This is a genomic window from Flavobacterium sp. (genome assembly GCF_046296355.1).
Classification (GTDB): Bacteria; Bacteroidota; Bacteroidia; order Flavobacteriales; family Flavobacteriaceae; genus Flavobacterium.
The window spans coordinates 1-15562 of the sequence record NZ_JBKBLM010000021.1 but is presented as its reverse complement, the minus strand read 5'-3'; the positions used below and the strand labels follow the sequence as shown (position 1 = coordinate 15562).

Genomic DNA, 15562 nt, shown 5'->3' with positions numbered 1-15562 from the left:
ATTTGAAACAAACTTTAAACTCATTACAGTTTCATTTTTTTTACCTTTGTTGAATCCTAAATTCAAAAAATGACCGGACTCGTTTATAAATCTACCGGAAGTTGGTACACCGTCAAAGCCGAAGATAATACATTCTATGAATGTCGTATCAAAGGAAAGTTCCGTATGAAAGGCATTAAAAGCACCAACCCAATAGCCGTAGGCGATATAGTCGATTTTGAATTGGATGATACTTCAGATGACATCACGGGTACAATCAATACCATTCACGACCGCAAGAATTATATCGTTCGTAAATCGGTGAATTTGTCTAAGCAAACGCATATCATTGCTTCTAATATTGATGTTGTTTTCCTTTTGATTACTATAAATAATCCGCCAACGACTACCAGTTTTATCGATAGGTTTTTGGTTACTGCCGAAGCTTACGGGATTGAAGCGGTTTTGGTCTTTAACAAGATTGATACTTTTGATGATGCCATGCGAGACGAGCAGATGTACTTGCAATATATTTATTCTGAAATTGGATACAAATGTTTGAAAGTTTCTGCGGTTGAGAAAAAAGGTATTGCCGAATTGAAAACCTTAATGACCGGAAAAGTGAGTATGTTTTCGGGACATTCGGGTGTTGGAAAATCAACTTTGGTCAATGCTTTGGAACCTACTTTGAATTTAAAAACCAAACACATTTCGGAACAAAGCAAACAAGGACAACATACGACGACTTTTGCCGAAATGTATGATTTGTCTTTTGATGCTAAAATTATAGATACTCCCGGAATCAAAGGATTTGGAATAGTAGATATGGAACCTTCGGAAATCAGCGATTATTTCCCTGAGTTTTTTAGGTTGAAAGACCAATGCAAATTCAATAACTGTTTGCACAAAGAAGAACCGCATTGCGCTGTAAAACAAGCTCTGGAAGACAATAAAATTGCTTGGTCACGTTACAATAGTTACCTCAAAATTCTCGAAGGTGACGATGAACATTACCGTTCGGATATTTACAACGATGACCGAGTTGCTAGCGATGAAACCCGAAAGTAGTGTTCAGTAATTTTTAATTGAAATGAAAGCAGTAATCCAAAGAGTTTCACAAGCCTCAGTAACTATTGAAAGTCAAAAAGTAGCCGATATTCAGCAAGGGTTATTGGTCTTGGTAGGTTTTGAAGATTCAGATAATCAAGAAGATATTAATTGGTTAACCGTTAAAATAGCTAATCTCAGAATTTTTGCCGATGACAATCACATAATGAATCTTTCTTTAAAAGAGACTAACGGCGAGATGATCATCGTAAGTCAGTTTACCCTTCATGCCTTAACCAAAAAAGGCAATCGCCCATCTTACATCAAGGCTTCTAAGCCGGATGTTGCGATACCATTATACAACAGTTTTGTCGCCCAAATGGAAACCGAATTGGGGAAAAAAGTCCAAACCGGACAATTTGGCGCCGATATGAAAGTATCTTTATTAAATGACGGTCCGGTGACTTTAATCATCGACACAAAAATTAAGGAATAAGATTATAAATAAAATCATAATTTTTTTATATTTGGTAAAATTTAGTACAAATGAAACTAAGCGTTTTACCTTTTTTCTTGCTTTTCTTTTCTTTTACCGTACAAGCCCAAAAGTTAGAGTATGCGACCATGCTTATTCCCGACAGTTTAAAGCAAAATGCCAATGCTGTCATTCGCCTGAACGAGGTTAATATTTCTATTCCTTCTCAAAAAGAAATGGTAATAAAATCTAAAATAGTCACTACGGTTTTAAATGAATTGGGTTTGAGGAGTTTGGATTTATCTGAGAACTATGATAAGAGTCAAAAAATACTAAAAATAGAGGCGGTTGTCTTTGATGCTTTTGGCAAAGAGCTAAAAACAATCAAACGCAAAGATTTTAAAGACCAAAGTACTACTGACGGAGGAACTGTTTTTTCTGACAGCAGAATGCTTTATGCTGATTATGTTCCTGTAAGTTATCCGTTTACGGTGGAATTTGTTTCGGAAATTGAGACCAATAATACTGTTTTTATTCCCTCTTGGAGTCCTATCCAAGGGTATTTAGTGAGTACTCAGGCTTCGATATTAACAATCTCTTATTTGCCTGATTTAAAACTCAATGCAAAGGAATTAAATTTTTCATCAAAGTTTCAAATAGAAAAGACACAAACGGATAAAGGAATAACTTATTCGGCCAAAAATTTAACGGCGAAAAAGTACGAAGAATTGTCCCCTGATTTCGAATATTTATTTCCCAAAGTTATGTTTGGTTTAACCAGCTTTAGTCTGGAAGGCGTAAATGGTCATGCCAATTCATGGAGTGAAATGGGAAAATGGTTTTATGAAGAAATATTGTCCGGAACTGCAGATTTGCCTATTGAAACCAAAGAAAAAATAAAGGCGTTGGTTGGTAATGAAAGTGATCCGATGAAAAAAGCGGCAATCGTCTACAAGTATGTTCAAGAGAAAACAAGATATGTAAGCATTCAAGAAGGTATCGGAGGTTGGAAACCAATGCAGGCGAAAGACGTCGATAAACTGGGCTACGGCGATTGTAAAGCACTAACAAATTACACTAAAACATTATTGGATGAGGTAGGCGTAAAGTCATATTATGCAAGGTTATACGGCGACACCAGCAAAAGAGATATTCATACCGACATCGTTTCTTTCCAAAGCAATCACGTCATTTTAGCCATCCCCGATAAATCAAATTATGTTTGGCTCGAATGCACCAGTCAAACTAATCCATTTGGGTTTCAAGGAGATTTTACAGACGATAGAAATGCTTTTATAATCAAACCCGAAGGCGGTGAAATTGTAAAAACCAAAACATACACAGAAACCGAAAGTTTGAGAACGATAAAAGGCGCATATTCTGTGAATCAAGAAGGCAAATTGACCGGAAAAATTAAAATGATTTCTCAAGGTATACAATACGATCATTCTTTTGGTAAAGAGCGAATGAGTAAGGAAGATCAGACCAGAAGTTACAAAGATGAGTTTGCCAATATCAACAACTTGTCTATCAAAAAAATGCAACTGACTAACGACAAAAATAAGATTGAGTTTACGGAAGAATTAGAAATGGAAGCGGAAAGTTATGCCCAAAACTCTGCCGGAAAGCTGATGTTTGCACTCAATGCCTTTGACCAAAACAGTTATGTGCCTAAGAAATACAAAACCCGTGAATTTCCCTTTGAAGTCATCAGAGGCTATACCGATGAGGATGAAATTGAGATTAGCATTCCGGAAGGCTATATTTTTGAAGCAAAACCCAATAATGCCGAACTCAAAACCGAATTTGGGGAATATAAAATAGAGTTTGTCTCATTGAATCCCAAAACAATAATTTGCAAACGAAAACTGGTAATCAAAAAAGGATTCTACGAAAGTGCCAAATACGAAAGTTACAGAAAGTTCAGAGAAGCCATAGCCAAATTAGATAATTCAAAAACTGTCATTTCAAAATCCTAACCACCATGAAAAAAATCATTATCCTTATTTTATTGACTTCTTTCACCTCTTTTGCCCAAAAACGTGAATTGGGTAAAGTAACCGTAGAAGAATTAAGCGAAAAAGTTTGTCCAATTGATTCCTCAGCACCAGCAGCAGTATTATTTGATATAGGCGAGGTTAGATTTGAATATTTAGACGGAAGAGGTTTTGTAATGAAAACCAGAGTCAGAGCCAAGATTAAAATATATAAAAAAGAAGGATACGATTGGGCCAACAAAGCTGTTCGCTACTATATTGGCGGAAATACTAAAGAGCGTTTAAATTTTAAAGACGCAGTAACCTACAATTTAGTAGAGGGAAAAATTGAAAAAACAAAGCTAAAGAGTGACGGTGAGTTTGATGAGAAAATCAACAAATTTTGGGGCAGAAAAAAGATTGCGATGCCTAATGTTAAAGAAGGATCAATAGTGGAGTTTGAATATACCTTAGAGTCAGAAAGTATAGGCGTACTCGAGGATTGGGAATTTCAAAGCAGTATTCCGGTTTTATACAGTCAATTCAAAACAGTGATTCCGGAATATTATGTTTACAAACCTTTAATGCGAGGGTTTTTAGCGCCAAAGTATGAAACCAGTAGTACTACCAAAATAATAAACACTACCAGCAAAGAAAGATCGGAAGGAAATGTTACGACTACGGGCTTTTCCAATGAACAATTCAGCTACGCGGAAACGACCTCTGTTTATACAATAGAAAACGTTCCTGCTTTAAAAGATGAATCATTTGTCAATAATATTAAAAACTACACCTGTAGTATTGAACACGAATTAAATTCTATTCAATATCCCAATCAACCTATCAAGAATTTGTCTTCAGATTGGGAAAATGTAGTGAAGGCAATTTATGAAAATGACAGCTTTGGTCCCGAATTAAATAAAACAGGTTATTTTGAGGAAGATTTAAAGGCAGTTTTAGCCGGAACAACATCGCCAGAAGAAAAGATAGCCGCCATTTTTAATTTTGTCAAATCAAGAATGAATTGGAATGATTATCATGGTTATAGTTGTGACGTTGGCGTTAGAAAAGCCTATCAGGATAAAGTGGGCAACGCAGCAGAAATCAATTTAATGATGACTTCCATGTTTCGTTTTGCCGGTTTCGAAGCCAATCCGGTTTTACTGAGTACTCGCGGCAACGGGATTTCGCTTTTCCCTTCCAGAACGGCATTTGATTATGTTATTTCAGGGGTTGAACTCAACGGAAAAGTGATTTTGTTTGATGCTACCAATAAGTATGCTTTACCAAATATTTTGCCTATTCGCGATTTAAATTGGTTCGGTCGATTAATACGAAAAGATGGTTCTTCAATTCAAATCGGTTTGATGCCACAATTTAATTCAAAAGAAGTGGTCAACATCATGGGTCAAATCAATGCAGAAGGACAAGTTAAGGGAAAAGTCAGAAGCCAATATTTTGATTATAATGCCTTTTCCTATAGAGACAGAAACAGCGGCATCAATAACGAAAGTATAGTAGAGCGAATAGAAAAGCGAAATCAAGGACTTGAGGTTTCCGATTATGATATGCAAAATAGAACAGATTTATCCAAGCCAATTGTAGAAAATTACGCTTTCTCAACTGAGAAGAACATCGAAATTATTGGAGATAAAATGTATATTTCGCCTTTTTTGTTTTTTACATTAGAGGAAAATCCATTCAAACAAGAAACCAGAGAATATCCGGTTGATTTTGTATTCCCTAACCAAGACAAATACTTAATTAGTTTAACTGTACCCGAAGGCTATGTAGTAGAAACATTGCCACAACCCAAAGCAGTAGGCTTGCCGGACGATTTAGCAAACTTCAAATACAATGTTTCCAATAACGGAACGCAATTGCAATTGATTTATTCGCTAGATATCAATTCTGCTATCATTACACCGGAATACTATGAGGCTTTAAAAAGTTTTTTCAAAGAAGTAGTCAACAAACAAACGGAGAAAATAGTTCTCAAAAAAGCGTAGCATGATTGGTAGAATCTTTTGCTTATTTTTTATTCTTGTAGGCCTTAATTCAATGGCTCAAAAAGCTGTTTTGGGCAAAGTGAAGAAAGAAGAGTTAGCAGAAAAACTCTATGACAAAGATACTGCTGCTGCTGCAGTTGTGATTTTTAAAAAGGCGAAAACTACCTTTACTTATTATGAAGAAAACGGATTTGTTTCGGCAACTGATTTTGAAATAAAAATAAAAATTTATAAAAAAGAAGGTTTCGAATGGGGCAATTTTGACATTCCGTATTATGTTGGCTACGAAAATCTTAATGATGAATTTGTTGATATTCTTAGTGCTTACACCTATAATTTAGAAGGTGATGAAATCGTTAAAGAGAAAGTAGTCAATCAAAGTAAATTTAAAAAGGTAATCAACGAGTTTTGGGCCAAAAGAACCATTACTTTTCCCAATGTAAAAGAAGGTTCTATTATCGAATTAAAATACCGCTTGAAATCTGAAAACATCTCTGTTTTACCGGATTTCCAATTCCAGTACAATATCCCCGTAGATTATGCCGAGTATATATCTGAAATTCCCGAGTTTTACCTTTATAAAGGAATGGTTAGAGGATTTGTCAAACCGGAAATCACCTATGATATAGAACCTACTTCTCAGTCATTTAACAGTAAGGTTGATAAAACAAACGTGGGCAAAGTGATGAGGTTTAATCAAATCGTTACTAAATACACCGCTAAAGATATACCTGCTTTAAAAGATGAAGAATACGTAAATTCAATCAATAATTACTACGGAAAGATAGAGCATGAACTAGAAGTGATAAGATACCCGGAACAAGAACCCAAACAAATATCAACAACCTGGGAAAATGTTGCCAAATCAATTTACGAAGACGAACGATTTGGGAAAGAATTAAAAGAGACCGCTTATTTTATGGATGATTTAAGGCTTTTAATCAAAAAAGATTTCACCACCAAAGACAGAATAAACGCCGTTTTTACCTTTGTTAAAAATAAAATGAATTGGGACGAGAAATACGGATACTATACCAAAAAAGGGGTAGCAAAAGCGTATCAGGAAAAAGTAGGGAATGCAGCCGAAATCAATTTCATCTTGTTGTCAATGCTCAAAATGGCCGGTGTAGAAGCCTATCCGGTGCTAATCAGCACCAGAGAGAATGGATTGGCTTATTTTCCTAATAAATCTATTTTTAATTGCGTAATTGTCAATGCTTTTGACGACCAAGAAAGTCTACTGTTAGACGCTACGGATAAAAATTCAGCCATTAATATATTACCCGTTCGCGACTTAAATTGGAAAGGCAGAGTCATCAAAGAAGACGGTTCTTCCTCAGAAATTGATTTGATGCCCAAATTGAATTCTAAAGAAATAATCAATATTATTGCGCAAATTAATCCGGAAGGACAAGCAGAAGGAAAAATCAGACACCAATATTTTGATTACAATGCCTATCTTTACAGAGACCAATATAATGGATTGGCCGAAGAAAGTCTGGTAGACAGGTTAGAAAAAAAATACAGCGAAATTGAAGTGGCCAATTATGAAGTTCAAAATAATTTTGAATTCACCAAACCCATAATTGAAAACTATAATTTTACCACGAATAACAGCGTTGAAGTTATCGGAGATAAAATGTATGTTTCCCCGTTTTTGTTTTTCGCCCTCACTGTGAATCCTTTTAAGCAAGAGGTTAGAGAATATCCGGTTGATTTTGTATATCCTCACCAAGACAAATACAACGTCTCTTTAACCATCCCTGAAGGATACACTTTGGAAACCTTGCCTAAACCTAAATCGGTAAGTATGCCTGATGGATTAGCCAATTTCAAGTACAATATCTCGAGTAACGAAAAGACAATACAACTGAGTTATACCATTGACATCAATAATGCTGTTATAGAACCGGAATACTATGAAGCTTTAAAAAGTTTCTTCAAAGAATTAGTCAACAAACAAACCGAGAAAATAGTTTTAAAGAAAATGTAAGATGGATATTAAAAACGCCCAACAAGAAGTAGACAATTGGATCAAAAACCATGGTGTGCGCTATTTTAACGAGTTGACCAATATGGCCCAACTCACCGAAGAAGTAGGCGAAGTAGCCCGAATTATAGCCCGTCGTTACGGAGAACAATCTGAAAAAGAAAGCGATAAAAACAAAGACCTTGGCGAAGAACTAGCCGATGTGGTTTTTGTGGTTTTGTGCCTAGCCAACCAAACCGGCATCGATTTACAAGCTGCGTTTGATAAAAAAATGGACTTAAAAACCAATCGCGACCACGACCGCCATCACAATAACGAAAAGTTGAAATAAGTTGGGAGTCAGAAGTTGGAAGTCGGGAGTTTCTCTGTGTATATTTGTGCTTCTCTGCTTAACTCTGTAAAATTGCAAATGAATTTACTTTTAAAATCATCCAACATCCAAAATCCAACTTCCATCAAAATAACCGGAAGCAAATCGGAAACCAATCGCTTGTTGTTATTGCAAGCTTTGTATCCGAATTTGGTGTTGGAAAACACTTCCAATTCCGATGATTCAGAAGTAATGTTAAATGCATTGGCCTCAAGCGATGAGATAATCGATATCCATCACGCCGGAACTGCCATGCGATTTCTTACTGCTTATTTTGCCATACAAGAAAATCGGGAAGTAATTCTAACAGGTTCAACCCGAATGAAAGAACGCCCGATTCAAATTTTAGTCGAAGCACTAAAACAACTCGGAGCCGATATCACTTACGAAGAAAATGAAGGTTTTCCACCTATCAGAATTAAAGGAAAAAAACTAACGCAAAGCAAAGTTTCCCTTCCGGCCAATGTTAGTAGCCAATACATTTCAGCATTGTTACTCATCGCGCCCAAATTAGAAAACGGATTAGAATTAACCCTGGAAGGCGAGATCACTTCTGTTCCTTATATCAAAATGACCTTGGCTTTGCTCAATGAAATAGGAGTAGAAACTTCATTTGTCGGAAATAAAATCACAGTCAAAAACTTATCCCTTTTCCCTCATCCCTTATCCCTAACTGTAGAATCCGACTGGTCATCTGCATCCTATTTTTACGCCATTACAGCTTTATCCCCAATCGGAACCAAAATCACTTTATCGAGCTACAAACAAAACAGTTTACAAGGCGACAGCGCTTTGGAAGAAATCTATAAAACTTTCGGAGTCGAAACCATTTTTGAAAGCAATAGTATTCTTTTACGCAAAACTCATAACCTACAACCTACAACCTACAACTTACAACTTAACAATTCTCCCGATATCGCCCAAACCATAGCCGTAACTTGCTTCGGATTAGGCATTGGTTGTCATTTAACCGGTTTGCACACGCTAAAAATCAAAGAAACCGACCGACTCGTAGCCTTAAAAGTTGAACTAACAAAACTCGGAGCCAATATTTCCGTAACCAATGACAGTCTGACTTTGGAACCATCATCAACGATTAACGAAAATATTGCCATCAAAACCTACCAAGACCACCGAATGGCCATGGCTTTCGCACCATTGGCACTAAAAGTTCCCATCATTATCGAAGAAGCCGAAGTCGTTTCAAAATCCTATCCAACTTTTTGGGAAGATTTAAAAAGCATCGGATTTCAAATAGAAAGTATCTGAGAAACTGAGTGTCTGAGTAACTAAGTTTGACAAATTGTGTGTTGAAAATCACTCAGCAACTCAGCAACTCAGGCACTCAGCAACTTAATTAAAAAAATAAACCCCAAAACACTTGACAACGCCTATCTCACAGTAGTATATTTGCAGGCGTTTATATTTAAGTTTTTTACAACCTTAAACTTTTCGCTTAAACTTTTAAACATTCTTAGATGAAATTATCTCACTTTCAATTCAATTTACCCACCGAATTACTTGCTGAATTTCCTGTAGAAAACCGCGACGAATCAAGATTGATGGTCGTTAACCGAAAAACCAAAACCATTGAACACAAATTATTCAAAGATGTCATCAATTATTTCGATGATGGAGATGTGATGATTTTGAACAATACCAAAGTTTTTCCGGCGCGTATGTACGGTAACAAAGAAAAAACCGGCGCGCGTATCGAAGTTTTCTTATTAAGAGAACTCAATGCAGAACAACGCCTTTGGGATGTGTTGGTAGATCCGGCACGTAAAATCAGAATTGGAAACAAATTGTATTTTGGTGAAGATGATTCATTAGTCGCTGAGGTTATCGACAACACCACTTCACGTGGTAGAACTTTGCGTTTCCTTTACGACGGTTCGTACACCGAATTCAGAAAAAAACTAACCGAACTGGGAGAAACCCCAATTCCAAAATACATCAACCGCGAAGTAACCGAAGAAGATGCCGAGCGTTACCAAACGATTTATGCTAAAGAAGAAGGCGCAGTAGCCGCACCAACTGCCGGTTTACACTTCTCCAAACACTTACTGAAAAGATTGGAAATCAAAGGCGTTGACTTTGCAGAAATAACTTTACACGTAGGATTAGGTACTTTCAATCCGGTAGAAGTAGAAGACTTATCAAAACACAAAATGGACTCCGAAGAACTAATCATCACCCAAGAAGCTTGTGATATAGTGAATTCGGCCAAAGAAAAAAAACGCAGAATATGCTGTGTTGGAACTACGTCAATGCGCGCCATCGAAAGCTCAGTTTCCTCAGCAAGAACCTTGAATCCGTATACGGGCTGGACCAACAAATTCATTTTTCCACCGTACGATTTTAGCATAGCCGATTGTATGATTACCAATTTCCATACGCCAAAATCAACTTTGTTAATGATGATTTCAGCTTTCTGTGGTCACGATTTAATGAAAAAAGCCTATGAAGAAGCCATCAAAGAAAAATACCGCTTCTATTCTTACGGTGACGCGATGTTAATCATCTAAAACTATAATCCTAACAGTAATGTTGGGATTTTTTTTGGGAGCCAATCGTTCGGGCCTTTTTTTAAACCCTATTCCTGCTGTCCGCGCTACACGGTAGCTTGCTCCCATCAGGGCTAGAGACAATCTATGGGTCAAAAAACTCAGTCACTCAGTCACTCAGCTACTCAGTCACTTTATCACCCAGTTGCTTTGTCACATTACTACTTTTCAATACTTTTACACCTCAAACTAAACACTATGACTTTTCAAAATACCCGCGAATTTGCTCAACAACTCGATTCGCAAGACGACTTAAAACACTATCGAGACGAATTTATTTTCCCACAGCACAATGGCAAAAACGTGGTTTACTTCACCGGAAATTCCTTAGGGTTACAACCCAAACGCACCAAAAAATATGTAGAAGACGTAATGAACGATTGGGGCAATTTAGCCGTGGAAGGTCATTTCTACGCCGAAAAACCTTGGTGGGATTACCACGAAAGATTTGCCAATCCGTTAAGTGGAATAGTAGGCGCCAAACCTTCAGAAATCACGGTAATGAACACCTTGACCGTAAATCTACACTTGTTGATGGTCTCTTTTTACAACCCAACCGCTAAGAGATATAAAATCATTTGCGAAGAAAAAGCTTTTCCTTCCGACCAATACATGTTCCAAAGCCAAGTCAATTTTCACGGCTATAAAACAGAAGATGCCATAGTAGAAATCAAACGAAGAGAAGGCGAACACAACATTCGCTTAGAAGATATTTTAGCCAAAATTAGTGAAGTAGGTGATGAGTTGGCTTTAGTATTAATTGGTGGCGTAAATTATTATACCGGACAAGTTTTCGATATGAAAACCATCACCGAAGCCGGACACAAAGCCGGCGCCATCGTCGGATTCGATTTGGCACACGCTGCCGGAAATATCGAATTAAAATTACACGAATGGAACGTAGATTTCGCCGCTTGGTGCAGTTATAAATACATGAATTCCGGACCGGGAAATGCTTCAGGCTGTTTCGTACACGAAAAACACCACCACGCCGATTTACCGCGTTTTGCCGGTTGGTGGGGACACAACAAAGAGCGTCGTTTCAAAATGGAACCTCAGTTTGAACCCGTTCATGGCGCCGACGGTTGGCAAATAAGTAATCTGCCGATACTGTCATTAGCACCATATTTGGCTTCCGTAGAAATGTTTGCCGAAGTTGGCATGGAAAAACTCATCAAAAAGCGAAACCAATTGACCGCTTACTTAGAATTTATCCTTCACGAAATTGATAAAGATATTGACGGCACCGAATTTGAAATCATTACGCCAAGTAACCAAGAAGAACGCGCTTGTCAACTTTCGGTTTTTCTTCACGGTCAAGGCAGAAGTTTGTTCGATTATTTAATGAAAAACGGCGTAATCACCGATTGGCGCGAACCCAATGTAATCCGTTTAGCGCCGGCACCATTTTATTGTTCTTATGAGGATATGTATGATTTCGGACAGATTTTAAAACAAGGTATTTTAGCGAAATAAAAATAGGATTTTGTGTAAACAACTCGTTGATTAACAGATTGTTTTTTGATCATAAGCAGTTTTAAAAAATAGTTTCAAAAATTTACCATAAACACTAACTTTGCAGAAAATAAAATAAAATGACAAACGTACAAATTGGATTAGTGCAAATGTCCTGCTCAAAAGATGTAGCAGCCAATGTAGATAAAGCCAAAAGAGAAATAAGAAATGCTGCTTCAAAAGGCGCACAAATTGTTTGTCTGCAAGAACTTTTCACCTCATTATATTTTTGTGATGTGGAAGATTATGATAATTTTCAATTAGCCGAAGCCATTCCCGGACCAACAACCCATATTATGTGTGAATTGGCTAAAGAATTAGGCGTGGTCATTATCGCTTCTTTATTTGAAAAAAGAGCCGAAGGACTTTACCACAATACAACGGCAGTTATTGACGCCGACGGAACTTACTTAGGCAAATACCGAAAAATGCATATTCCGGATGATCCGGCTTTTTATGAAAAGTTCTATTTCACTCCAGGCGATTTAGGATACAAAGTTTTTCAAACTAAGTTTGCTAAAATTGGCGTATTAATTTGTTGGGACCAATGGTACCCGGAAGCGTCAAGAATAACCGCTTTAATGGGTGCAGAAATTTTATTTTATCCAACTGCCATCGGTTGGGCAACTTCTCAAGATGAAGAAACCAACCAAGACCAATACAATGCTTGGCAAACCATTCAACGTTCTCATGCAGTAGCCAATGGCGTACCTGTGGTGAGTGTCAATCGTGTTGGTTTTGAACAAGATGGTGCCATGAAATTCTGGGGCGGAAGTTTCGTAGCTAACGCTCAAGGCAAATTACTTTATTTAGCTTCTCATGAAAACGAAGAAACTACAGTGACCAATCTTGACCTGAAAGAATCCAATTATTTTCGCATGCATTGGCCTTTCTTAAGAGACAGAAGAATCGACAGTTACCAGCCAATCACTAAAAGATTTATTGACGAAGATTGATTATTCTATCATGCAAACACCTAAAGAATTAGGATTTTATTTTCCGGCAGAATTTGCGCCTCAACGAGCATTGTGGCTTTCTTGGCCACACAAAGAAGAATCTTGGCCGGGAAAAATCAATACCATATACCATCCCTATTGCGAGTTTATTTTGCAAGTGGCCGACCATCAAAAGGTTTGCATTAATGTAAAAGATGAAAGCATGAAAGCTTTTGCATTGGCACAACTAAAAAATGCTGTTTATGCTCAAAAAGTAACCAACTTAGAATATTTACTAAGCCAAATTACTTTTTATTTCAATCCAACGAATGATGCTTGGTGTCGTGATCACGGACCTGCTTTTTTGTTAAATCATAATTCTAAAGAGAAAGCTATAGTAGATTGGGGTTACAACGCTTGGGGTGATAAATATCCTCCTTACGATTTAGATGATGTAATTCCAACACTAATTGGGAAACAACTGGTATTGCAGGTTTTTAATCCCGGAATTGTTATGGAAGGCGGAAGTGTTGAATTCAACGGCAGAGGAACATTGTTAACTTCCAAAGCTTGTTTGTTAAACCAAAACAGAAATCCTCATTTAAGCCAATCTCAAATAGAAAAGTACCTGATGGATTATTATGGTGTCGAACATATTCTTTGGGTCAATGACGGTATAATCGGTGACGATACCGACGGACATATTGATGACATCACCCGATTTGTCAATGAAGACACTGTTGTAACGGTTATCGAGGAAAATAAAAACGACGAAAACCACTTGATATTAAAAGAAAATTTGGAATTGCTACAAAAAATGCGATTGGAAAATGGCAAACAATTAAACATTGTTGAGCTGCCAATGCCAAAAACAGTAATTTATGAAGACCAAATTTTGCCGGCTTCTTACGCCAATTTTTATATAGCCAATGAAAAAGTAATTGTCCCAACATTCAGAGATGATAAAAACGACGTTAAGGCTTTAGACATACTCCAAGATTGTTTTAAATCACGAAAAGTAGTTGGGATAGATTCAACCGATATTATTTGGGGATTAGGCAGTTTCCATTGTTTAAGCCAACAAGAACCGGAAGTTGTGTTTGCATAAAACAATTTTCAATGACAATAAACCCTTTCAGGAAACTGAAAGGGTTTTGTTTTTAATACTCAAATCCGAAATCCTTATATTTGTTATTCAATCACTATCTCCATGAAACTCGTTAAGAAAATCCTGCTTGTCATTTTATTACTTATTGTTCTAATCCTTATTGTCGGCGCAAGCTATTTGCAATACAGCAAACCCGATTATGAAGGCGAATTGACGATGCAAAATATTAGCAAAGAAACCACAGTTTACTTCGACGATTATGGCGTGCCGCACATTTATGCCGACAACCAAAAAGATGCTTTGACGACTTTGGGATATGTTCACGCGCAAGACCGACTTTGGCAAATGGAACTCATGCGACGCATCGGTCCGGGAAGACTTTCAGAAATTTTTGGTGGAGCAGCTTTAAAAACAGATAAGTTCTTTGCCGGAATTGGCATCGATGAAAATTCTGCTAAGGCAGTAGCGCAGTTGGATAAAGATTCGCAAACGTATATTTTGGCGCAAGCCTATCTCGACGGAATCAATCAATATGTCGCCGAAGGAAAAACGCCAATCGAAATCAAATTACTCGGAATTGAACAAGAAAAATTCACCCTAAAAGATGTTTACAATATTTTCGGATTCATGTCGTTCAGTTTTGCCATGGCACAAAAAACCGATCCGTTGCTAACCGACATTCGCGACCGATTTGGCATGGAATATTTAAAAGATTTCGGAATCCAAGGTGAATTGGGAACCCAACAATTGCAATCGTTTCAAGGGAAATACAAAGAATACAGCGAAATCTCAAAAGCAGTAGCGAGTTTGCTCGAAACTTCTCCGGTGCCCGCTTTTATAGGCAGTAACAGTTGGGTAATTGGTGGCGAAAAAACCAAAAACGGTAAAGTCATTTTGGCCAATGACCCACACATCATGTATTCGCAACCCGGAACTTGGTACGAAGCCCACATCGTTTGCCCTGATTATGAAATTTATGGGTATTACATCGCCGGAACACCGTTTCCGCTTTTGGGACACAATCGAGACTATGCTTATGGCTTAACCATGTTTGAAAATGACGATGTTGATTTCTTTCAAGAAGAAGAAAATCCGAATAATCCAAAACAATACAAAACGCCTGAAGGATTTAAAAATTACACCTACCAACAAAAAACCATCAAAGTCAAAGACAGTACCGATGTCAAACTTAATGTCAAAACCAGCAGTCACGGACCGATAATCACTGGCTTGCTTGACGGATTGAAAACCGATAAGTCTGTGGCGATGCATTGGATTTTTACCCAACAAAAAAACCAAATTCTTGATGCCGTTTATGAATTGTCTCATGCTAAAAACTTAGAGAGTTTTCATAAAAGTATCGAGTTGATTCACGCACCGGGTTTAAATATTATGTACGGTGATGCCAAGGGCAATATCGCTTGGATTACTTCGGGGAAATTGTATAAATTACCTAAGAGTGTCAATGCTAATTTTATCCTCAACGGAGCCAATGGTATCGATGATAAGAAAGAATGGTTTCCTTTTGCTAAAAATCCGCAGGCAATAAATCCACCATGGCATTATGTGTACAGTTCTAATAACCAACCAA

12 protein-coding genes are annotated in these 15562 nt (G+C 37.3%); all 12 read left to right on the top strand.

The genetic code is table 11. The features are described 5' to 3' along the window. Positions 1 to 69 precede the first annotated feature (69 nt). A complete protein-coding gene (rsgA, locus tag ACK4HO_RS09260) occupies positions 70 to 1047 on the top strand; it encodes a ribosome small subunit-dependent GTPase A (RefSeq protein ID WP_409665135.1) in 978 nt (325 codons plus the stop codon). A 22-nt stretch (positions 1048 to 1069) separates the two neighbouring features. Further along, complete coding sequence (gene dtd, locus ACK4HO_RS09255; protein WP_409665134.1) at positions 1070 to 1522, top strand: D-aminoacyl-tRNA deacylase; 453 nt, start codon at positions 1070 to 1072, stop codon at positions 1520 to 1522. Between the two features lie 50 nt (positions 1523 to 1572). After that, complete coding sequence (locus ACK4HO_RS09250) at positions 1573 to 3480, top strand: DUF3857 domain-containing protein (RefSeq protein WP_409665133.1); 1908 nt, start codon at positions 1573 to 1575, stop codon at positions 3478 to 3480. 5 nt (positions 3481 to 3485) lie between these two features. Continuing rightward, positions 3486 to 5486: a DUF3857 domain-containing protein gene (locus ACK4HO_RS09245; RefSeq protein ID WP_409665131.1), complete on the top strand. Its 2001-nt coding sequence runs from the start codon at positions 3486 to 3488 to the stop codon at positions 5484 to 5486. 52 nt (positions 5487 to 5538) lie between these two features. After that, complete coding sequence (locus tag ACK4HO_RS09240; protein WP_409665129.1) at positions 5539 to 7479, top strand: DUF3858 domain-containing protein; 1941 nt, start codon at positions 5539 to 5541, stop codon at positions 7477 to 7479. 1 nt (position 7480) lies between these two features. Then, entirely contained in the window at positions 7481 to 7807 is a 327-nt protein-coding gene (locus ACK4HO_RS09235) for a nucleotide pyrophosphohydrolase (protein ID WP_409665127.1), read from the top strand. Between the two features lie 78 nt (positions 7808 to 7885). Further along, entirely contained in the window at positions 7886 to 9115 is a 1230-nt protein-coding gene (locus ACK4HO_RS09230; RefSeq protein ID WP_409665125.1) for a 3-phosphoshikimate 1-carboxyvinyltransferase, read from the top strand. A 209-nt stretch (positions 9116 to 9324) separates the two neighbouring features. Continuing rightward, positions 9325 to 10374, top strand: a complete 1050-nt coding sequence (gene queA / locus ACK4HO_RS09225; RefSeq protein ID WP_409665124.1) for a tRNA preQ1(34) S-adenosylmethionine ribosyltransferase-isomerase QueA — start codon at positions 9325 to 9327, stop codon at positions 10372 to 10374. A 237-nt stretch (positions 10375 to 10611) separates the two neighbouring features. Further along, on the top strand, positions 10612 to 11889 hold the full coding sequence (gene kynU, locus ACK4HO_RS09220; protein WP_409665122.1) for a kynureninase: 1278 nt from the start codon (positions 10612 to 10614) through the stop codon (positions 11887 to 11889). A gap of 119 nt (positions 11890 to 12008) precedes the next feature. Then, complete coding sequence (locus ACK4HO_RS09215) at positions 12009 to 12884, top strand: carbon-nitrogen hydrolase (RefSeq protein ID WP_409665121.1); 876 nt, start codon at positions 12009 to 12011, stop codon at positions 12882 to 12884. Further along, positions 12871 to 13971, top strand: a complete 1101-nt coding sequence (locus tag ACK4HO_RS09210; protein ID WP_409665119.1) for an agmatine/peptidylarginine deiminase — start codon at positions 12871 to 12873, stop codon at positions 13969 to 13971. Before ACK4HO_RS09215 ends, ACK4HO_RS09210 begins: the two co-directional genes overlap by 14 nt. 102 nt (positions 13972 to 14073) lie before the next feature. After that, on the top strand, positions 14074 to 15562 hold a 1489-nt coding region (locus ACK4HO_RS09205), incomplete at its 3' end, for a penicillin acylase family protein (RefSeq protein WP_409665117.1).

Excerpts from the sequence above, each read along its gene's own strand:
- rsgA (WP_409665135.1), top strand. The coding sequence starts at position 70 with ATGACCGGACTCGTTTATAAATCTACCGGAAGTTGGTACACCGTCAAA.
- dtd (WP_409665134.1), top strand. The coding sequence starts at position 1,070 with ATGAAAGCAGTAATCCAAAGAGTTTCACAAGCCTCAGTAACTATTGAA.
- ACK4HO_RS09250 (WP_409665133.1), top strand. The coding sequence starts at position 1,573 with ATGAAACTAAGCGTTTTACCTTTTTTCTTGCTTTTCTTTTCTTTTACC.
- ACK4HO_RS09245 (WP_409665131.1), top strand. The coding sequence starts at position 3,486 with ATGAAAAAAATCATTATCCTTATTTTATTGACTTCTTTCACCTCTTTT.
- ACK4HO_RS09240 (WP_409665129.1), top strand. The coding sequence starts at position 5,539 with ATGGCTCAAAAAGCTGTTTTGGGCAAAGTGAAGAAAGAAGAGTTAGCA.
- ACK4HO_RS09235 (WP_409665127.1), top strand. The coding sequence starts at position 7,481 with ATGGATATTAAAAACGCCCAACAAGAAGTAGACAATTGGATCAAAAAC.
- ACK4HO_RS09230 (WP_409665125.1), top strand. The coding sequence starts at position 7,886 with ATGAATTTACTTTTAAAATCATCCAACATCCAAAATCCAACTTCCATC.
- queA (WP_409665124.1), top strand. The coding sequence starts at position 9,325 with ATGAAATTATCTCACTTTCAATTCAATTTACCCACCGAATTACTTGCT.
- kynU (WP_409665122.1), top strand. The coding sequence starts at position 10,612 with ATGACTTTTCAAAATACCCGCGAATTTGCTCAACAACTCGATTCGCAA.
- ACK4HO_RS09215 (WP_409665121.1), top strand. The coding sequence starts at position 12,009 with ATGACAAACGTACAAATTGGATTAGTGCAAATGTCCTGCTCAAAAGAT.